The following is a 21,052-nucleotide window of genomic DNA, read 5'->3' on the forward strand; positions in this document are numbered from 1 at the left end:
GGTCGGCCGGCCCGGTCTGTCGTTCACGGTCGGGACACCCCGGGCGGGGTGGCGGGGGCCGGCTCGGGGCCCCAGGTCCAGGCGACGACGTAGCGCCGGGGCCGCAGGTCCTCGGGGTTGTCGACCTCCCGGTAGCCGACCCGGTAGCCGCGCCCGGCGACCTCGACGGTCAGCACGCCGTCGGCGGCCTCGCGCACCTGGAACAGGCGCGGCCTGCCGTCCAGCCCCGTGCCCTCCGCCCTGCCGACGGCCTCCTTCGCCGCCCGGAACCGGGTGGACCACAGCCGGTGCGCGGCGGCGTCCCCGCCGGCCAGCGACGCCAGCAGCGCCGCCTCGCCGTCGGTGAGGGCGGAGCCGACCGTGCCGTCCGGGTCGTCGGTGACCTCGGCGACGTCGATGCCGACGCCCGGCGTCGCGGCCGGCGCCCCGGCGGGACGCAACCGGGCCATCGCCACCCCGATGTCGCCGCAGTGCGCGAGCGAGACGTCGCAGTCGTCGAGGCCGCGGCCGGGCCGACCGCGCACCCACGGCCGCCCGTCGGGGTCGTTGCCGACGGTCAGCTCGATCGGGTAGATGTCGGTGTGGCCCTGCTCCCACAGCCGGGAGCGCACCGCGTCCTTGGCCGCGATCCGGCCGAGCAGCCACTGCTTGCGGGTCTTGGCCGGCTGCCGCTCGTATTCGGCGTTGGCCGCGCCGCCGAGGATGCCCCGGGCCGCCATGCCCAGGGTGACCAGGTCGGTCCAGCAGTCGAAGGCCATCGTCCAGCCCTCCGGCTGGAAGTGCGACATCGGGTACCGCTCGGGGAAGCGCTCCGCGACGCGGGCCTGCGGGTGGCTGTCGAACCGCCGGTCGACCGCCCCCTCGATCTGCGCCCACACCCGCCCCTGGTAGCTGAGCTGGGTGTCGGCGACGAGCTTCCCGTCGTCGATGGTCTGCACCCGGGCGACGCAGACGAACGCCCGGCCGGCCGGCGGGGGCGGCCCGAAGAACCGCACCCGGCCCAGCCCCACCGGCAGGGCCACCGTCCGGAACGGCTGCGTGGTGATCAGCCAGTTGCCGATGAGCTGCAACGCGTTGTCCAGCAGGGCGCCGGGCGGCACCGGGGCGGTGACGATGCCCCGCACGTGCATGTCGCCGAGCGCGTGCACCTCGGTCACGCCCTGGAACTGCGGGCCGTGGAACATCAGGCGCTCCGCGTACATCTCGGCGGCGCCGAGGGTGGGCGGGCGCTCGGTGGCCGGGTCGTGCGTCCAGACCTCCGGCGGGGCCGGGTACGCGGTGCCGACCTCGATCGTGGCCCGGGCGTAGCCGGCGAAGACGACCGAGTAGAGGTTCGGCCCGGCGGTCTTCACCACGATCTCGACGTCCGTGGCCGGCTCGGCGATCAGCCACTTGTTGAACTTGGCGTCGTGCACCTGGACCACCCGGGTGCCGGGCACCAGCTGCTCCACCGCGTCCATCATGTGCGCGACCAGCGCCGTCGCCGGCACCACCGGCCACCGGTCCTCCGGGTTCGGCCAGTCGTCCGGCTGCACGAAGAAGCAGTGGTCCAGCAGGTACGGCATGGTGTCCAGGGAGACCCGCAGGGTGATCCGGCCGATCTCGCCGGGATTGACGCCGGGGCGCACGACCGGGGTCGGGGCCTTGAAGGCGGCCGGCGCGGTGGCCGGCGCGGTGACGGGTCGCGGCGGCTGGGACCGGACCGGGCCGGCGGGTGTCGCCGGGCGGGCCGGGGCCAGGGTGCCGCTGCCGCCGGTGGCGTCCAGCACGCTGGCCGCGCTCTGCGCGGTGTCCTGGAGCAGGGCCGCGAACTCGGCCGCCGCGCTGGACTGCCCGGCGAGCCGGTTCACCGCGGTCATCGCGGCGCTGGCCTCCTTGGACAGCGCCGCGCTGGCCTGCTGCGCGACGGTGCCCTGGGGCACGGCCGGCGGGGTCGCCGGTGCGGCGGCCCGGGCCGGCGTGGCCACCGGCGCGCCGTGGCCCGTGGCCGGGCGGGCGACGGGGGCCGCCGGCGCGGCCGGCGTGCCGTTGCCGGCGGCCCGGACCGGCACGGTGGCCGGGGTGCCGTTGCCGGCGGCCGGGCGGGGGCCGGCCGGGGTGCCGTTGCCCACCACCGGCCGGGCGGCGGACGCCCCGTTGCCGGCGGACCGCACGGGCGTCGGCGCGGCGGTGGCGGCCGGCATGGCGTCCAGCCCGAGCAGGCCGGCCGCGTCCGCGCCGAGGCGGACCAGCGGGCCGCCGAGGTCGAGCTTGATCCGGGGCCCGCGCCGGCCGGTGCTACTGGTGGGCTTCGCCGGCGCGGTGCTCGCCGGGGCGGCCGGCGCGGTGCGCGCCGGGGTCGACAGGGCCTTCAGGTCCGGGGCCGCCCCCTCCACCCACAGCGCGGTGGCGACCCGGCGGAGCTGGTTCAGCCCGGTGCGGTGCGCCGTGTTCACCGGCATCGCGAGGTGGTCGCGCCCGCGCAGGTTGTCGCCGATCAGGGAGGCGAGCTGCCCCGCGCCGACCTGGAGGAAGACGCGGAACCCGTCGGCGTACATCGCCTCGACGGTCTGCCGGAACCAGACCGGCTCCATCATGTGCCGGACGAAGATGTGGTTGACCTGGTCCTCGTCGGGCGGGAACGGCGCGTGCAGGGTCGCCGACCACACCGGCATCCGGGTCGGGTGCACCTCCCACCGGCCCAGCGCCGCGCCGATCGAGGTGAGCCCCTCGGCGAACGCGGGGGTGTGGAAGGCCGAGCGGAACGGCAGCTTCTGGCACAGGATGTTGCGGCCCCGCAGCGCCTCCACCAGGCGGTCCACCTGGGTCTCCGGCCCGTTCACCACCGACTGCGCCGGCGCGTTGTCGTGCGAGAGCACCACCCCGGGGAAGTCACCGAGCAGCGGGGTGACCCGGTCGGCGCCCGCGCCGACGGCGGCGAAGACGTACCCGGAGATCTCCACCGACTCGGCGTTGAACAGCTCCAGGAACTCGTCCATCGCGGCGGTGCTGATCTGGCCGCTGACGGCGGCGGCGGTCCACTCGCCGATGCTGTGCCCGGCGACGGCGTCCGGGCGCACGTTGATGCGTTCCAGCGCCGCGTTGAACAGCTTGCCGACCTCGATCAGGCCGGCGCCGTGCCGGCCCAGGTCGGCGGCGGACCACTCCCGGTCGGGCAGCCCGAAGTGGGCGGCCAGGTCGGTGGTGCGCGGCGAGAACTCCGCCTCCAGGCCGGGGAAGACGAACGCGAGCTTGCCCGCCCCGTCGGCCAGCAGCGGCTGCGGGCTGAACCAGATGTCCCGCCCGCCCCGCCACGCCTGCCCCCGGGCCACCGTCTTGCGGGCCACGGCGAGCAGCTTGTCGGTGGGGTTGACGATGCCGAGGCGGGCCCGCCCCGGCGCGTCGCCGCCCGAGCGCGCGGCCAGGTCGGCGCCGAGGCGGCGTACGGTCTCGTCGTCGCGGTCCAGCAGCTCGGCGAGCCCGGCCGGGCTCGACGCGGCCAGCCACAGCACCTGGTCGGCCTCGTCGACCGAGACCGACCCGGCGCCGGCGGCCGGCGCGGTGAACCCGACGAGCGGCTCGCCGGCCGACGCGGGCGCCTGCTCGATGACCAGGTGGGCGTTGATCCCGCCGAAGCCGAAGGCGTTGACCCCGGCCCGGCGCGGCCCGTCGCTCTCCCACGGCTGGGCGGTGGCGATCGGGGCGAACCGGGTCGCCGCCATCTCCGCCCGGGGGGACTCGCAGTGCAAAGTGGGCGGCAGCACGCCCCGGTGGACCGCCATCGCGGCCTTGATCAGGCCGGCGACGCCGGCGGCCGGCATGGTGTGCCCGATCATCGACTTGACCGACCCGATGACCGGGCGGGGGCCGCCGGTGTACGGGCCGAACACCTGGGCCACGGTGGTCAGCTCGGCGGCGTCCCCGGTCGGGGTGCCGGTGCCGTGCGCCTCCAGCAGCCCCAGCGCGTCCGGGGCGGTCGGGTCGAGCCCGGCGGCCTCCCAGGCCCGCTTGATGGCCAGCACCTGCCCGGAGACCGCCGGGTTGAACATGCTGGCGGACTTGCCGTCGCTGGACACCCCGCTGCCCCGGATCACCGCGTAGATCCGGTCGCCGTCGCGGACCGCGTCGGCGTACCGCTTGAGCACCACCACGCCGGTGCCCTCGCCGATCAGCAGCCCGTCGGCGGCGGCGTCGAACGGCCGGATCTCGCCCTGCCGCGACAACGCCCGGAGCTGGTTGAACACCGACCAGAAGCTGATGTCGTGCACGTGGTGCACGCCGCCGGCGAGCACCGCGTCGAGCCGGCCGTTGAGCAGCTCCGTGATGCCCTGGTCCACGGCGATCAGCGAGGAGGCGCAGGCCGCGTCGATGGTGTACGCGGGGCCGCGCAGGTTGAGCCGGTTGGCCACCCGGGAGGCGGCCAGGTTCGGCACCAGGCCGATGGTCCCCTCCGGCTGGTACGGGCCGAGGCGCTCGTCGAACTTCTTGCGCAGCAGCTCCAGCCGGGCCGGGTCGACGTCCGGGATCAGTTCCCGCAGGATCCCGATGACCTGGCTGGACATCCGCACCCGCTGGGCGTAGCGGGCCTGGGCGGGGCTGAGGATGCCGCCCCGGCCGAGGATGACGCCGACGCGCTCGCCGTCGGGCATCTTGTCGGCGCCGCCCGCGTCGTCGATCGCGGCGGCGGCCACCTCCAGCGTGATCAGCTGGTCCGGCTCGATGTCGCCGATGGAGGCGGGCATCACCCCGAACCGCAGCGGCTCGAACGTGGCGAACTCGTCGACGAAGCCGCCGCGCTTGCAGTACATCCGGTCCGGGCGGTGCGCCTGCTCCGGGTCGTAGAACTCCTCGTCCCACCGGTGCGGCGGCACGTCGGTGATCGCGTCGACCCCGTTGATCAGGTTGCGCCAGTAGCTCTCCAGGTCACCGGCGGAGGGCATCAGGGCGGCCATCCCGACGATCGCGATCTGGCCGGGCGCGGGTGCGCCGTTGCTCATCGGTTCCTCCGTCGTGCGGTGTGGGCGGGGGCGTTGCGGGGCATCGGCGCGCTCACCAGCCCGAGGCGGTGTAGACGACCGAGGTGACCGCCGCGTCGGCCCAGGCCAGCTCGCGCAGCAGGGCCAGCGCGCCCTCCTCCGGGTCGATCAGGCCGATGCCGCGGCGGGCGTACTCCCGGCTCAGCTCGGCGGTGACCATGCCGCCGTGGCCGACACCGGGCGCCCACGGCCCCCAGTGGACGGTCACGGTGCGCACCCCGGTGCGGGCCGCGTAGCGGGTGCCGATCGTGTCCAGGGCGTCGTTGGCGGCCGCGTAGTCGGACTGCCCCCGGTTGCCGTAGGCGGCGGCGATGCTGCCGAAGAAGACCACGAAGCGCGGCTTGGCGGGCAGCTCGTCCAGGGCGGTCAGCAGCCCGCGCGCCCCGTCGACCTTCGTGTCGAAGACCCGGGTGAACGAGGCCGGGTCCTTCTCGGCGATCAGCTTGTCCTCGATGATCCCGGCGGCGTACACCAGGCCGTCGAGCCGGCCGTGCTCGGCGTGGATGCGGCCCAGCAGGTGCCGGGTCGCGGCCGTGTCGCGGACGTCGAGGGTGTGGTAGCGGACCTCGCCACCGAGCTCGGTCAGCTCGGCGATGGTCGCGTTGACCTCCCGGGCGGCCAGGATGCGCTGGGCGGTGCGGTCGATCTCGGCGGGGTTGCGCAGGCCCTGCCGGGCCAGCGCCGCGACCAGGGCCTGCTTGTCGCCGGCCGCGGCCAGCGCCGGGTCCTCCGGGCCCTCGGGCAGCGGGGTGCGGCCGACCAGCTCGATGCGGCACCGGCTGGCCGAGGCGAGCGTCCGGGCGAACCAGGGGGTGATGCCCCGCGCCCCGCCGATCAGGACGATCACCGAGTCCGGCTCCAGGCCGATCGCGGCGGCCTCGGCCACCCCGTCGCCGGCCGGGCCGGCCCCGCCGGCGGCCAGCGCGCCCAGCTCCACCGGCACCAGGTCGGCGACGTAGCGGTCGTCGCCCCGGAGGTACACCACCGGCGCCTCGCTGCTGGTGAGCACCTCGTTGAGCAGCTGCCGGGCGAGCATGTCCGCCGCGGCGGCCGGGTCCACCTCGACGAAGCGGGCGGTCAGCTGCGGGTACTCGCGGGCGATGGTGCGGAACAGGCCGGGCATGCCGTCGGCGGCCCCGGCGGCGTCGCGGGCCCCGGCGGCCAGCAGCCAGCGCGGGCCGGTCGCGAGCGCCCGCTGCAACAGCGGGAACACGTCGGGCAGCAGCGGCTCGTCGAGGTTGGTGAGCCCGTCGAGGACGAGCACCCCGTCGAAGCCCTCGCCGGCCTGCTGGCTGTCGAGCACGCCGAGCTGGCCGCTGGCGCCGTACTCGCCGAGCAGTTCCGCCAGGTACGCCGCGATCGCGCCGCCGCCGGTGATCAGGAACCGGGTGCCGGCGAGCACGGTGGCCGGGTCGCCGACCGGCTCGGTGCGGACGCTCTCCTGCGCCACCAGCCGCTTCGGGGCGATCCCGACGCCGACCCCGGCGTCGGCCGGCTCCGGCGCGGCCGGGGCCACGGCGGGGGCGGCCTGCACGGGGGCGGCCGGGGCGGCGATGCTCGCCGTGGCGGTGAGGGTCGCCGTCGCGGTGACCGCGCCGTTGAGCTTCTCGTCGAGCCAGGTGACCATGGCGCGGACGGTGCGGGCCTTGACGAGGTCCTCCAGCTCGGACTCGTCGCCTTCGACGGCGAGTTCGAGGCGTTGGGCGACCTCGCCGGCGACCTCGGCGCGCTTGATGGAGTCGATGGAGAGGTCGGCTTCGAGGTCGAGGTCGAGTTCGATGAGGTCGACCGGGTAGCCGGTGCGCTCGCTGATCACCGTGAGGATGGCGTTCTGGAACTCGGCGAGCGAGGCCCCGGGCGCGGCGGCGGCGGGGACGGGAGCGGTCGGCAGGGCGACCGGGCCGGTGGTGGACACCGACACGTGGACGCTGCCGCCCATCTTCTCGTCGAGCCAGGTGACCATGGCGCGGACGGTGCGGGCCTTGACGAGGTCCTCCAGCTCGGACTCGTCGCCTTCGACGGCGAGTTCGAGGCGTTGGGCGACCTCGCCGGCGACCTCGGCGCGCTTGATGGAGTCGATGGAGAGGTCGGCTTCGAGGTCGAGGTCGAGTTCGATGAGGTCGACCGGGTAGCCGGTGCGCTCGCTGATGACGCTGAGGATCGCCTGCTGGAAGTCGGCCGTGGTGACGCCGACCGGCGTGCCGGCGGGCGGGACGACGACCGGCCCGGCCGCCGGTGCGGCGACGGGCGCCGAGCCCATCTTCTCGTCGAGCCAGGTGACCATGGCGCGGACGGTGCGGGCCTTGACGAGGTCCTCCAGCTCGGACTCGTCGCCTTCGACGGCGAGTTCGAGGCGTTGGGCGACCTCGCCGGCGACCTCGGCGCGCTTGATGGAGTCGATGGAGAGGTCGGCTTCGAGGTCGAGGTCGAGTTCGATGAGGTCGACCGGATAGCCGGTGCGCTCGCTGATCACCGCGAGGATGGCGTTCTGGAAGTCGGCGACGCTCGGCCCGGTGGCCACCGGGGCCGCCGCCGGCACCGGTGCCGGGGCGGGGGTGATGGGCCCGACGGCGGGCGAGACCGGGACGACGGCCGGGGCCACCGGCCGCGCCGGCGCGATGGTCGTGGCCAGGGCCGACCCGCCGTTGGTCGCCAGCGCCACGGCCGGCACGGGGGCCGCGGCGGGCGCGGGGGCCGGGGGCCGGGGGGAGGCGGGCGCGGGTGCCGGCGGGGCGATGGCGGGTGCCGCCGCTGCCTGCGGCAGCGCGGCCGGCGTGTGGCCCTCGACCCGGTACGTCTCGGCGGGCTGCCAGACGAGCCGGCCGCCGCCGCCCGGACCGCCGGTGCCGGGGTCACCGAGGAAGGCGAGCATCACGTCACGCTGGGAGGCGATCATGTCCCGGGTGGCGCGCAGGTACTCGTTGAGCAGCTCGCCACGGATGTCCTGGCCGCCGGCGTCGGGGCCGGTGCCGGTGGGGGTACCGGTGACGGCACCGTTCGCTGGGGTCATCGACAACTCCTTGATCCGTCGGGGAGGGGTCATGCCACCGGGAAGACAGTTGCCGTGCTGGTCCCGGACGAGCAGCCCGTCGACCGTCCAGATCGGACGACGGGTCGGTGCGGTGGCGGGCGCGTCGGCGGCGACGCGGCCGTGGAAGAGCCAGTCGGGGCGCACCGGCGCACCGGCGCAGGCGAGCTCCCCGATCGAGATCAGGAAGCCGCGCAGCCCCTCCTCGGGCCCGCGCTCGCAGGCGATCGCGCGGTGTGGCCGGTCGCCGAGCACGGCCTTGACCAGGCGGGTGAGCACCTGCCCGGGTCCCACCTCGACGAAGAGGCGGGCCCCGGCGGCGTACATCGCCTCGACCTGCTCGACGAAGCGGACCGGGGCCCCGATCTGCTCGGCGAGGTGGTGGCGCACCTGGCCGGCGTCGCCGGAGTAGCGCGCGGCGGTCAGGTTGGACCAGACCGGGATGCGCGGCTCGGCGATCCGGTGGGCGGCGAGCACCTCGGCGAAGGTCTCCACCGCGCCGGCCACCACGGGGCTGTGGAAGGCACAGGCGACGGAGAGGGCCTTGGCCGACAGCCCGGCCTCCTTGAGCGCGACCACCGCCGACTGCACCTTCGCGGTCGGCCCGGAGACCACCACCTGCTTCGGGGAGTTGCGGTTGGCCAGCACGACCTCGCTGGTCAGCCCGGCGCTGGCGAGGACCTGGGCGACGTCGTCGGCGGAGGCGTTGACGGCCGCCATGGTGCCCGGGTCCTCGCCGGCGGCGCCCAGGATGGACGCCGCGCGCTCCCGGCTCAGCGCCATGAGCGTGGGCGCGTCGAACGCGCCGGCCACGCAGAGCCCGACCAGCTCGCCGTAGCTGTGGCCGGCGGTCATGTCCGGGCGTACGCCGAGGCGGCGCAGCAGGTGGTCGACGGCGAGCCCGCCGATGCCGAGCACGGGCTGGGCGACCCGGGTGTCGCGGACCCGCTCCTCCTGCTCGCGCCGCGACGACTGGTCGAAGGCGGCGGCGGGGAAGAGCAGCTCGGCCGCGTCGCGGTCGAGTTCGAGGTAGTGCCGCAGCTCCGGGAAGGCGACGAAGAGCTCCGCGAGGGCGCCGGGGCGCTGGCTGCCCTGCCCGGGGAAGAGGAACGCGACCTGGCCGGGCCCGACCGGCTCGACCTCGTCCGGCTGCACCAGGCCCCGGGCCGGGTCGTGCTCGCCGGCCAGCGCCCGGTGCAGCAGCGCCTCCAGCTCGGTCAGGTCCCGGGCGACGATCGCCACCCGGGTGGGGCCGGACCGGCCGGCGGCCTTCGCGGCCACGGCGGCGGCCAGCTCGGCGAGGCGTCCCGGGCGGTCCCGCCCGGCGTCGCCGGCGAGGCCGTCCAGCAGCTGCCGGACCGACTGGTGGGCCGCGGCCCGGTCGAGGCCCCGGAAGCAGAACAGCTCCGCCGGCCAGAGCCGCCGGCCGTGCCGGGGCTCGGGGGCGCCGGCGTGCGCGCTGAGCACGACGTGGAAGTTGGTGCCGCCGAAGCCGAACGCGCTCACCCCGGCGATCCGCTCCTCGGCGGGGGCCGGCCAGGGGCGGGCCTCGGTGTAGAAGGCGAACGGGCTCTGCTGCGGGTGCCAGGCCGGGTTGGGGCGCTTCAGGTGGATCGTCGGCGGCCGGACGCCGTGGTACAGCGACAGGGCCGCCTTGATCAAGCCGGCCAGCCCGGCGGCGCACTTGGTGTGCCCGATCTGCGACTTCACCGACCCGAGCGCGCACGCGCCCGGCTCCGCGCCGGCCTCGACGAACATCCGGGTCAGGGTCTCCAGCTCGGTGCGGTCGCCGACGACGGTGCCGGTGCCGTGCGCCTCCACGAGGCCGACGTCGCGCGGGGAGACGCCGCTGCGTCGGTACGCCCGGTCCAGCGCCCGCCGCTGCCCGTCGGGGCGGGGGGCGGTCAGGCCGAGGGCGCGGCCGTCGCTTGCCCCGCCGAGTCCCTTGATCACGCCGTAGATCCGGTCGCCGTCGCGCTCGGCGTCGGCCAGCCGCTTGAGGACGACGCAGGCCACGCCCTCGCCGAGGGCGATGCCGTCGCCGGTGCTGTCGAAGGGCCGCGACCGGCCGGTGGGGGACAGCGCGTGCGCCGAGGTGAACATCAGGTAGTCGTTGACGCCGTTGTGCAGGTCGGCGCCGCCGCAGATCATCATGTCGCTGTCGCCGCTGGCCAGTTCCTTGCAGGCGGCGTCCATGGCGGCCAGCGAGGAGGCGCAGGCGGCGTCGATGGTGTAGTTCGGCCCGCCCAGGTCGAGCCGGTTGGCGACCCGGCCGGCGATGACGTTGGCCAGCACCCCGGGGAAGCTGTCCTCGGTGACCGTGGGCAGCAGGTCCTGCATCTCGTCGGGCACCTCGCCGAAGTACGCCGGCAGCATGGTGCGCAGGGTCTGCGCGTGGCCCATGTCGCTGCCGGCCTCCGCGCCGAAGACGACACCGGTGCGGGAGTGGTCGACCCCGGCGGCGTCGTGCGGGTAACCGGCGTCGACCAGCGCCCGGTGCGAGACCTCCAGGGCGAGCAGCTGGGTCGGGTCGATGCTGCCCAGCGCCGTCGGCGGGATGCCGTAGCCGATGGCGTCGAAGGGCACCGGCTTGATGAAGCCGCCCCACTTGGAGACGCTGATCCGGCCGGTCTGGCCCGGCCCGACCTCGGGGGCGTAGTAGAGGTCGGTGTCCCAGCGCTCGGCGGGGACCTCGGTCACCGCGTCGGCGCCGGTGAGCACGGTGCGCCAGAAGCTGTCCAGGTCGGGGGAGCCGGGCAGCATGCAGGCCATTCCGACGATGGCGATGTCCAGCGGCGCGGGACGCTCCTCGATCTCGGCGGGCGGGGCGAGCCGGTCGCGCAGCGCGTCGAGCCGGGCGGCGTGCAGGTCGCGGGCCTCGGTGCTGACGGCGTCGTGCAGGCCCGCCACGGTCGTGGCGGCGTCGCGCAGCACGGCGACCTGCCCGGCCATGAACAGCCCCTCGGCGGCCTGGACGCCCTCGTCCACCGCCTCGATGACCTCGCCGTTGCGCTTGAGGCCCTTGCTGGCGATCCGCAGCCGGCCGACGTTGAGCAGTTCGAGCTGCTCCCACACCTCGCGGTTCTCCGCGCCGGCCTGCTCCAACTGGGCGCGCAGCGCGTGGAAGTCGTCGACGAACGGGGTGTGCAGGCAGCGGGTGACGTGGCCCGGCGCGGTCTCCAGCAGGGCGGTCCGCTCGGCGGTGAGGGCCTCACGCTGGAAGAGCGGCTGGACCGCGCCGTGCTCCACCGCCTCGGCGGTGAACAGGTAGGCGGTGCCCATGAGCACGCCGATGCGGGCGCCCCGGCGCGCCAGCGGCGCGGCCATCGTGGCGACCATCGCCGCCGAGCGGGCGTCGTGGACGCCACCGGCGAAGAAGACCTGGAGCTGCGCGCCCGCGTCCGGTTCGGCGTCGAGGTACTCCTCCAGCACCAGCAGCTGCGCCTCCCACAGGGGGAAGCTGAACCGGGGGCCGATGTGCCCGCCGCACTCGGCGCCCTCGAAGATGAACTTCCGCGCGCCGGAGCGCAGGAACTGCCGCAGCAGGCCCGGGGAGGGCACGTGCAGGAAGGTGCTGATCCCCTGCTCCTCCAGCGCCTTGGCCTGCGGCGGCCGCCCGCCCGCGATGATCGCGAAGCCGGGGCGGATCTCCTCGATGACGGCCAGCTGCGCGGCGCGCAACTCCTCGGGGGCGAAGCCGAGCACGCCGACGCCCCAGGGCCGGTCGCCGAGCCGCTCGGCGGTCTCGGTGAGCATCCGGCGGCACTGGTCCGCGGAGTTCAGGGCGAGCGCGATGAAGGGCAGCGCGCCGCCGTCGGCGACCGCGGCGGCGAAGCCCGCCTCGTCGCTGACCCGGGTCATCGGGCCCTGGGCGACGGGCACCCGCACGCCGAGCGCCTGGGCCAGCGGCGAGCCGGGCAGCAGCAGCGTGCCCGCCTCGGGGTCGTCGGCGGCGTCGAGCATGATGGCCCGCATGGCCCGCACGGCGCTGGCGGTGTCGGCCCAGCGGTCGGCGAAGACGGCGGCGAGCCAGCCGTCCTGACCGATCGGCAGCAGCTCCGAGCGTACGTCGTGCTGGCCGCCCCGGCGCATCCCCCGGGCACCGTCGGCCAGCACCGTCTCGGAGCCGTCCATGCGCCGGATCGCGGCCTTGACGTCGGCCGGCAGCTCGGACTCGGGCATCAGGGCGAGCTGGGTGTCCAGGACGATCCCGGTGGCCCCGCCGACGAGGCAGGCCCCGGCGGTGCGCGGCCCGATCCCACCGGCCACCCAGACCGGCAGGTCGACGGTGGCGTCGGTGACGAGCTGCTGGAGCAGGACGAAGGAGCTGAGGTCGCTGACCCGGCCCCCGCCCTCCAGGCCCCGGGCGATCAGCCCGTGCGCGCCGCCCGCCGCGGCTGCGCGGGCCTCCTCCCGGCTCGTGACCTCCACGATCACCCGGTACCGCGGGGTGATCTCGGCCAGCGACCAGGGGCTGTCGGCGGTGACCACCACCAGGTCGACCCGGCCGCGGGCGGCGTGGTCGACCTCGTCGGGGGTGGCCAGGCAGCCGGCCGGCACCCGGACCCCGATCGGCCCGGGTGACCAGGAGGCGGCCTGGGTCAGCGCGCGCAGCGACCAGTCGTCGCCGCCGGCCAGGTCGAGCACGCCCAGCCCGCCACCGGCGCAGGCGGCGGCCGTGATCCGTGGGCCGGGCTCCAGTGCGCCGGCAGGGTTGACAACCATGATCAGGTCGCGCGTGTGCGGTGCAGTACTCATCAGGCTCCCACTTCGGTCGCGAGAAGATCGCGGGGCGACGGGCTGGACCGGCCGGCCGTACCACCGGCGCTCGGGCCCTAATTCGCGTCAGTCAATGTCGCGCTCGGTCCTAACGTAGCGTCGCTCAGTTACGGCCCGGTTAAATCTGACCAACCTGATCGGGGAGGTGAAGATTTCCTACTAAGGTGGCGGGATTTGCCGGTGAGGTGGCCAGGCAAAATGACCGCGAGCTCGGACGGCAGGGGGTGCGAACGGCACCGCTCGCCGCAGTGCGGCGATTGTCGAGTTCATTACGAAATTGTTTTACGCTCTCCGGACATTCCCTGGCAGTGGGTGATTTTGGTCGTTCTGTCTCACGATGTGGAACGGGTCTTGCCAGGGGTTGTGGACTGCCTCAACGATCCCTGTCAATGTCGTCATCGCTATTACCCATCGATTAACTTCGACATTCACCGAAAGTGAGGTGAGCTTCGCCGGGCGATCAGCGAAGGTCCTGGTAGACGGCGTGTTGTGACCCACGTCACGCTAGCTGCGGTAACGACGCGGACCGCATCGAGTGCGGTTCGCCACAGGCGGTGAGTTCAGCGACGGTCTTGCCGGCGGTCGCGCTGGGCGAGCCGATACCGCGACCGGGCGGCGGCACCGTAGCCCCGCTTAACGAGCGTTTTACCCAATCTGTCGGAATGATTAGTGCGCGGTCGCCCGTCAATGGGGCGGCCGGCGTCGCCTACGACAATCCCTGTACCTGCACAGACTCGGCTCGCCGGGGCGGTGCGGTCCGCCTCGACCGCCGTCCCCGCCCGGCGCTGCCAGACCCCCTTTTGTCTTTCGGATCGGCGGAAATTGTGCGTAAACTCCTTCTCCTCGCCCTTGTGGGACTCGGTGCGCAACTGGTAGACGGCAGCCTCGGCATGGCGTACGGCGTGACGTCGACAACACTGCTGCTGGCCATCAACACCAGCGCCGCGAGTGCTTCCGCAACCGTTCACCTGGCCGAGATCGGTACCACCCTCGTCTCCGGCGCCGCCCACTGGCGCTTCGGCAACGTCGACTGGACGGTGGTCCGCAGGGTCGGCGTGCCGGGCGCCGTCGGCGCTTTCGCCGGCGCCACGTTCCTCTCCAGCCTCTCCACCGCGACCGCGGCCCCGATCATGTCGTTGATCCTGCTGACCCTCGGGGTCTACGTGCTGGTCCGGTTCACCGTCTCCGGGTTGCCCCGCGACCGGGTCGGGCTGCCCCTGCGCAAGCGCTTCCTCGGCCCGCTGGGCCTCGTCGCCGGCTTCGTCGACGCGACCGGCGGCGGCGGCTGGGGCCCGGTCGGCACCCCCGCCATCCTCGCCAGCGGCCGGATGGAGCCGCGTCGGGTGATCGGCTCCATCGACACCAGCGAGTTCCTGGTGGCGATCGCCGCCAGCGCCGGGTTCCTGGTCGGGATCGGGTCGGAGAACATCAACTTCGGCTGGGTGGGCGCGCTGCTGCTCGGCGGCATGATCGCCGCGCCGATCGCCGCCTGGCTGGTGCGGATGGTGCCGCCGCGGGTCCTCGGCTCCGCCGTCGGCGGCGTCATCATCCTCACCAACGTGCGGACCCTGCTGCTCAGCGACTGGATCGACGCCTCCGCCGGCATCCGGTACGCCAGCTACCTGGTCATCGTGGCCGCCTGGGCGGCCGCCGTGGCCTGGTCGGTGCGCCAGCACCTGGCGGACCGGACCGTCGAGCCGGTCGTGGCCGGGGACGGTCCCGGGGAGCCCGCCACCGCGACGAGCTGACCGCCCGCCGGGCCCGCCGTAGCCGGCGCGCGGGCCGGTGTGGGCCGCCGGCACGGGAGTCCCGCCCGGACCCCCGTGCCGGCGGTCGGCATGTCGGATTCGTGACGAGGGCGCGCACCGGAATCGGTGCGCGCCCTCGCCGGCGACGGTGGGGCGGAGCGCACCGCCACCGGGTTGCACTCAGGAGACCGAGCAGGCCGCCCCGTTGAGGGTGAACGAGGCCGGCTTGGCGGTGTTGCCGGTGTGGTCGGCCTGGAAGCCGATGCTGACCGACGAGTTCGGCGCGATCGTGCCGTTGTACGAGACGTTACGGGCGGTCACCGCGCCGCTGGTGGGGGAGTAGGTGGCGTTCCAGCCGCCGGTGATGCTCTGCCCGGCCGGCAGCGTGAACGCCAGGCTCCAGCCGTTGATCGTCGTGCCGCCGGTGTTGGTGATCGTGACGGCGGCGGTCAGGCCGGTGTTCCAGGCGTTGACGGTGTACCCGACGGCGCAGCCCCCGCCGGCCGGCGGCGTGGTCGGCGGCGGCGTCGTGGGCGGCGGCGGCGTGGTCGGCGGTGGGGTGGTCGGCGGGGCAGTGGTGGGCGGCGGCGTCGTGGGCGGGGTGGCGTTGTCCAGGCCGAAGAACCGGATGGCCTGCGCGGCGTCCACGGGCAGGTTGTGCGAGACCCCGGCCATGCTGATCGCCTCGACCGGCGCCATGGTGCCGCTGCCGCCGTAGCGGGTGCGGGTGTAGCCGGACTGCGGGGTGTCCGTGTACGTCGGGGTCTGGCTCAGCCCGTGCACGTTCGTCCACTGCTTGACCTCTTCGCCGAAGTTCGGGTAGCGCAGGGTCTCGTCGTTGGTGCCGTGCCACAGCTGCATCCGGGGCCGCTTGCCCGTGTACCCCGGGTAGGCGTTGCGGACCAGGTCGCCCCACTGCTGGGCGGTCTTGGTGACCTGACCGTTGGCGCACTCGCTGTTCCACTCCGAGCCGTTCGTGGTGGCGAAGCAGCCGAACGGGACGCCGGCGAAGGCCGCGCCGGCGGCGAACACGTCGGGGTAGAGCCCGAGCAGGACGTTGGTCATCATCGCCCCGGAGGAGACGCCGGTGGCGAAGATCCGGTCCGCGTCGACGGGGTACCGCGCCCGGACGTAGTCGATCATCGACTTGATGCCCACCGGGTCACTGCCGCCGTCCCGGCGCAACGCCTGCGGCGAGGAGACGTCGAAGCACTGGCTGCTGCGGGTCACCGACGGGTAGACGACGATGTAGCCGTACTGGTTGGCCAGCTCGTCGAACTGGGCGCCGTTGAAGAACGCCGGGCCGGTGCCGGTGCAGTAGTGCACCGCGACCAGCAGGCCCGGCCGGGGCGCGACCCGGTCTGGCACGTACAGGTACATGCGCAGGTTGCTGGGGTTCGCGCCGAAGTTGGTGACCTCGGTCAGCGCTGCCGCCGACGCGGGCGCGGGTGCCGTGACGGCCGCGAGCGCGGCCACTGCGGCGGCCACCAGGGCGGCGCCCAGCAGCTTCGTCCTTGATCTCATGGGGCAGGTTCCTCCGGAGAGTGCCGATGGGGCGAGGTTCCGATCGGGGCTGCCCGGCCTCCGACCATGTCCGGCTCAGGAACGTTCATCAGTATGGATAGCTGGAGTGAGGGTGGCAACCAGCGGAAGTTTCGGGCCCGGAAAGCGGCTAGGGTAGGGCTTCGGTGTGCCGGGAAGTCTGGTCGGCGACGAGACGACGCTGCCCAGCCGACGAGGAGTTCCCCGTGACCGACGCCCCCCGGCGCCGCCCCAGCCTGCTCGCCCGACGCTCGTGGGGTGAGACCAGCCGCATCTTCGGCATCCTGCGCAGGGAGACCGTGGGCGGGGCGCTCCTGCTGGTCGGTGCGTTGCTGGCCCTGATCTGGTCCAACTCCCCCTGGGCCGACGGCTACCAGGCGCTGCGGGACCTCAGGCTGGGTCCGGCGGCGCTGCACCTGGACCTCAGCCTGGCCACCTGGGCCGCCGACGGCCTGTTGGCGATCTTCTTCTTCGTCGCCGGGCTGGAGCTCAAGCGCGAGTTCGTCGCCGGGGACCTGCGGGACCCGCGCCGCGCGGCGGTGCCGGTGGCCGCCGCCATGGGCGGCGTGCTCGTGCCCGCCCTCCTCTACCACCTCATCGCCGGCGGCGACGCTCCGCGGGGCTGGGCGATCCCCACCGCGACCGACATCGCCTTCGCCCTGGCGGTGCTCGCCGTCGTCGGCCGCTTCCTGCCCGCGGCGCTGCGCACCTTCCTGCTCACCCTCGCGGTGGTCGACGACCTGCTCGCCATCGTGATCATCGCCGTCTTCTACACCTCCGACCTGGCCGTCGGGCCGCTGCTGGGCGCGCTGGTCCCGCTGGCGGTCTTCGGGCTGCTGGTGCAGCGCCGGGTCCGGTCCTGGTGGCTGCTGCTGCCGCTGGCCGCCGTGACCTGGGTGCTGATGCATGAGTCCGGGGTGCACGCCACCGTCGCCGGCGTGCTGCTGGCGTTCACCGTTCCGGTGGTCCGCAGCCGGGCCGCGGGCGGCCCGGACGCCGGTCCCGGCCTCGCCGAGCACTTCGAGCACCGGTTCCGGCCCCTCTCCGCCGGGGTCGCGGTGCCGGTCTTCGCGTTCCTCTCCGCCGGTGTCACCGTCGGCGGCCTCGCCGGCCTGGCCACCGCCCTGACCGACCGGGTCGCCGTCGGGATCGTGGTCGGCCTGGTGCTCGGCAAGCCGATCGGCATCATGGCGGCGACCTGGCTGGTGTCCCGGTTCACCCGCGCCGACCTCGACGAGGGGTTGAACTGGCTCGACGTGTTCGGCCTGGCGCTGCTGGGCGGCATCGGGTTCACCGTCTCCCTGCTCATCGGCGAGCTCGCCTTCGGCCTGGGCAGCGAGCGCGACGACCACGTCAAGGTCGCCGTGCTCACCGGATCCCTGCTCGCCGCCGGCCTGGCCACCGTCATCCTGCGCGTCCGCAGCCGGGCCTACCGGCGGGTGCACGAGGCCGAGACCGTCGACCGCGACCGGGACGGGGTGCCCGACGTCTACCAGGCGCAGCCCGACCGGTCGGCCTGAGCCGCCGCGCCCCGCGCCGGGTCAGCGGGCCGGCGCGGGGTCGGCCGTCGCCAGGGCGGGGCCGGTCGCCGCCAGGGCGGGGCCGGTCGCCGCCAGGGCGGGGCCGGTCGCCGTCAGCGCGGGGCCGGTCGCCGCCAGGGCCTCCTGCCGGGTCGCGAAGGTCGGGAAGAGGCCGTCGAGCCGCATGGTGTGCAGGACGGTGCGGACGAACCGGGACGGCGCGGCGAGGCACAGGACGACGCCCCGCTGCCGGGCCTCCTGGTGGGCCCGCACCAGCAGACCCAGCCCGGCCGGGTCGATCTGCTCCATGCCGTGCAGGTCCACCACGGCCCGCCCGTCGAACTCGACCGCGTCGCGCAGGGCGGCGCGCAGCCGGTCCTCGCCGTGGCTGGGCGCGTCGTCGCAGCCGTCGACCTGGTCGATCCCGAGGAGTTGGCTCGGCGCGGGGCCGGCGATGCTGCACGGCGGGCACCGGTGCGGGCCGACGGCGAACGGCGAGCCGCTCCAGCCGTGCTCGGACACCAGCGTCCAGACGACCTCGGCGTCGGGCAGCACGCACGCGTTGCCGGTCGTCGTGTCGCCGCAGTCGTCGCAGATCAGCGTCATCAGGCGATCGTCCGGTACGACCGTCATCCGGCCTCCTCTCCTCGGCGGCGGCAGCCCCCACCCTGGTACGCGGTTTTGGAGGGCACCCCCCGGTTCCATGACGGTTGTGTGACGAAACCGCCCTCACCTGGGCCGGCACCGCCGTGGCCGCGCCCGGTGGCGGGCCGGGGCGGCGACGCAGGTTTCGTCCGCCGGACACCGCGGGCAAGGAGATCGGGGGCGGGAGCACTCCCGCGCCTCGCTGACGGAGGGGGACCGGGTCCATGACCAGATCCAGAATGGTCGGCGCCGTGCTCGCGCTCGCGCTCGCCGCCGCCGGGTGCGGCGCCGGCGACAGCGTCGACGTGGACGGGGCCGGCGACACCGGCGGTACGGGCGCCGGCGGCACGCTGAACGCCGCGATCGGCGGGGAACCCGACCAGCTCGACCCGCACCGGACCTCGGCCTACTACAGCTTCCAGGTGCTGGAGAACGTCTACGACACCCTCGTCGAGCCGGGCCCCGACCTGCGGATGGGTCCCTCACTGGCGACGAAGTGGACCACCAGCGCCGACCAGCTCACCTGGACCTTCACCCTCCGCGAGGGCGTGCGCTTCTCCGACGGGTCGCCGCTGACCTCCGAGGACGTCGTCTACTCGTACGAGCGGATCATCTCGGAGAAGCTCAACCAGTCCTACCGGTTCGAGACCGTGAAGTCCGTGACCGCGCCCGACCCGACGACCGTGGTGGTCGCGCTCACCAAGCCCACCCCGAACCTGCTGGCCAGCCTCGGCGGGTTCAAGGGCGTCGCGATCGTCGAGAAGTCCAACGTGGAGTCCGGGGCGGTCAAGACCAGGCCGGTGGGCAGCGGGCCGTTCGCCGTCGCCGGCTACACCTCCGGCGACAGCATCCAGCTCACCCGCAACGACAACTACTGGGGCGCGAAGCCGAAGCTCGACGGGGTCCGCTTCACCTTCGTCAAGGACCCCACGGTCGCCCTCCAGAACCTGCGCGGCGGCGAGGTCCAGTGGACCGACAACCTGCCGCCCCAGCAGGTCGCCGCGCTGAAGGAGAACGGCGGCGACGTCACCGTCGAGTCGCGGTCGTCGACCGACTACTGGTACCTCGCGCTCAACGAGGGCCGCAAGCCGTACGACGACGTGAACGTGCGCCGCGCGATCGCGTTCGCCCTGGACCGGGAGGCGATCGCGAAGGCGGCCAAGTTCGGGCAGGCCACGGTCAACCAGACCGCGATCCCGAAGGGCAGCTCCTGGCACTTCGAGTACGCGCCGTACCGGCACGACCCGGCGCAGGCCCGGCAGCTGCTCGGCCAGGCCGGCGTCAGCGGGCTGAGCCTGGACCTGATGGTGACCACCGAGTACCCGGAGACGGTCAGCGCGGCCCAGGTGATCGCCGCCCAGCTCAAAGACGTCGGGATCACCGTGAAGATCCGCACCCTCGACTTCGCCCAGTGGCTCGACGAGCAGGGCCGGGGCGCCTTCGACGCGTTCCTGCTCGGCTGGCTCGGCAACATCGACCCGGACGAGTTCTACTACGCCCAGCACCGCACCGGCGCGACGTTCAACTTCCACAAGTACAGCAACCCCGCCGTCGACAGGCTCCTCGACGCCGGCCGCACCGAGACCGACCCCGCGGCCCGCAAGCGGACGTACGACCAGGCGGCCAAGCAGATCGTCGACGACGCCAGCTACATCTACCTCTACAACCCCGACGTGGTGCAGGGCTGGTCGAAGCAGGTGACCGGCTACCAGGTCCGCTCCGACCGGGCCATCCGGTTCCGCGACGTCGCCCTCGACAGGTGAGCTGACGGGGGCAGACATGACACGCTTCGTCCTACGCCGGCTGCTCCAGTCGGTCGTCGTCCTGTTCGGGGTGACGCTCGTCGTCTTCCTGCTGCTCCAGCTCGTCCCCGGCGACCCCGTCCGGGTCGCCCTCGGGACCCGCTTCGACCAGCAGACCTACGACGCGCTGCGGGAACGCTCCGGCCTCGACCGGCCGCTGGTCGCGCAGTACCTCAGCTACGTCGGCCACGCGCTCACCGGCGACCTCGGGGTGAGCTTCCGCAGCGGCCAGCCGGTCACCACGATCGTGCTGGAGCGGTTGCCGGCGACGCTGTCGCTGGCGGTGACCGCCGTGCTGCTGGCCCTGCTCGTGGCCTTCCCGTTGGGCGTGCTCTCCGCCGTGCGCAGCGGGTCCGCCCTCGACCACGCCGCCCGGGTGTTCAGCCAGTTCGGCGTGTCGGTGCCCGACTTCTGGATGGGCATCATGGGCATCCTGCTCTTCGCCGGGGTGCTCGGCTGGCTGCCGCCGTCGGGCTACGTGGCCCTGACCGAGGACCCGGCGCGGTGGGCGTCGCACGTGGTGCTGCCGGCCACGGCCGTGGGGCTGGTCACCGCCTCGATCCTCACCCGGTTCATCCGCTCCTCGGTGCTGGAGGTGCTCGCCGAGGACTACGTGCGCACCGCCGAGGCCAAGGGGCTGCGCGCCCGGGTCGTGGTCGTCCGGCACGTGCTGCGCAACGCGCTGATCCCCGTGGTCACCGTGGTGGCGGTGCAGTTGGCCAGCCTCGTCGGCGGGGTGATCGTGATCGAGGTGCTGTTCGCCTGGCCGGGCGTCGGCCGGCTCACCTACGACGCCGTCCAGGCCCGCGACTACCCGGTGCTCCAGGGCGCGGTGCTCTTCGTCGCTGCCCTGTTCCTGCTGATGAACCTGCTGGTGGACGTCCTCTACGCCCGCCTCGACCCGCGGATCGGGCTGCGGTGAGCGGCGGCGAGGACCGGGCTGCGGTCGGCGGCGGAGCGGACCGGCCCGCGG

Annotated in this window: 8 protein-coding genes; 4 read left to right on the forward strand and 4 right to left on the reverse strand. The window is 74.2% G+C overall.

Annotated elements, in window-relative coordinates; translation table 11 throughout:
- Positions 1-23: 23 nt before the first annotated feature.
- Both O7633_RS00815 and O7633_RS00820 read right to left on the reverse strand, forming a co-directional pair.
- Positions 24-4,976 carry a type I polyketide synthase gene (locus O7633_RS00815; protein WP_282325373.1) on the reverse strand — a complete coding sequence of 1,651 codons (4,953 nt, stop codon included), beginning with the start codon at positions 4,974-4,976 and terminating at the stop codon, positions 24-26.
- A gap of 52 nt (positions 4,977-5,028) precedes the next feature.
- Positions 5,029-12,801 carry a type I polyketide synthase gene (locus tag O7633_RS00820; RefSeq protein WP_282325375.1) on the reverse strand — a complete coding sequence of 2,591 codons (7,773 nt, stop codon included), beginning with the start codon at positions 12,799-12,801 and terminating at the stop codon, positions 5,029-5,031.
- 845 nt (positions 12,802-13,646) lie between these two features.
- On the opposite strand from O7633_RS00820, the gene O7633_RS00825 reads away from it, so the two are divergent.
- Positions 13,647-14,570, forward strand: a complete 924-nt coding sequence (locus tag O7633_RS00825) for a sulfite exporter TauE/SafE family protein (RefSeq protein ID WP_282325380.1) — start codon at positions 13,647-13,649, stop codon at positions 14,568-14,570.
- Between the two features lie 180 nt (positions 14,571-14,750).
- On the opposite strand, the gene O7633_RS00830 is transcribed toward O7633_RS00825, so the two are convergent.
- Positions 14,751-16,094, reverse strand: a complete 1,344-nt coding sequence (locus O7633_RS00830) for a PHB depolymerase family esterase (RefSeq protein WP_282325381.1) — start codon at positions 16,092-16,094, stop codon at positions 14,751-14,753.
- Between the two features lie 254 nt (positions 16,095-16,348).
- On the opposite strand from O7633_RS00830, the gene nhaA reads away from it, so the two are divergent.
- Positions 16,349-17,632: a Na+/H+ antiporter NhaA gene (gene nhaA / locus O7633_RS00835; RefSeq protein WP_221487399.1), complete on the forward strand. Its 1,284-nt coding sequence runs from the start codon at positions 16,349-16,351 to the stop codon at positions 17,630-17,632.
- Positions 17,633-17,653: 21 nt separating this feature from the next.
- Here nhaA and O7633_RS00840 read toward each other — a convergent pair whose 3' ends face one another.
- Complete coding sequence (locus tag O7633_RS00840) at positions 17,654-18,265, reverse strand: STAS domain-containing protein (protein ID WP_282325382.1); 612 nt, start codon at positions 18,263-18,265, stop codon at positions 17,654-17,656.
- A gap of 236 nt (positions 18,266-18,501) precedes the next feature.
- Between O7633_RS00840 and O7633_RS00845 the strand changes: the two genes are divergently transcribed.
- Positions 18,502-20,040, forward strand: a complete 1,539-nt coding sequence (locus O7633_RS00845; RefSeq protein WP_282325386.1) for an ABC transporter substrate-binding protein — start codon at positions 18,502-18,504, stop codon at positions 20,038-20,040.
- A 16-nt stretch (positions 20,041-20,056) separates the two neighbouring features.
- On the forward strand, positions 20,057-21,001 hold the full coding sequence (locus O7633_RS00850) for an ABC transporter permease (RefSeq protein ID WP_074479093.1): 945 nt from the start codon (positions 20,057-20,059) through the stop codon (positions 20,999-21,001).
- Positions 21,002-21,052: the final 51 nt, after the last annotated feature.

The organism is Micromonospora sp. WMMD712, from assembly GCF_029581295.1.
GTDB lineage: Bacteria > Actinomycetota > Actinomycetes > Mycobacteriales > Micromonosporaceae > Micromonospora > Micromonospora carbonacea.

Coding starts and splice junctions, on each gene's coding strand:
- O7633_RS00845 (WP_282325386.1), top strand. CDS start 18,502: ATGACCAGATCCAGAATGGTCGGCGCCGTGCTCGCGCTCGCGCTCGCC.
- O7633_RS00840 (WP_282325382.1), bottom strand. CDS start 18,265: ATGACGGTCGTACCGGACGATCGCCTGATGACGCTGATCTGCGACGAC.
- O7633_RS00820 (WP_282325375.1), bottom strand. CDS start 12,801: ATGAGTACTGCACCGCACACGCGCGACCTGATCATGGTTGTCAACCCT.
- O7633_RS00830 (WP_282325381.1), bottom strand. CDS start 16,094: ATGAGATCAAGGACGAAGCTGCTGGGCGCCGCCCTGGTGGCCGCCGCA.
- O7633_RS00850 (WP_074479093.1), top strand. CDS start 20,057: ATGACACGCTTCGTCCTACGCCGGCTGCTCCAGTCGGTCGTCGTCCTG.
- O7633_RS00815 (WP_282325373.1), bottom strand. CDS start 4,976: ATGAGCAACGGCGCACCCGCGCCCGGCCAGATCGCGATCGTCGGGATG.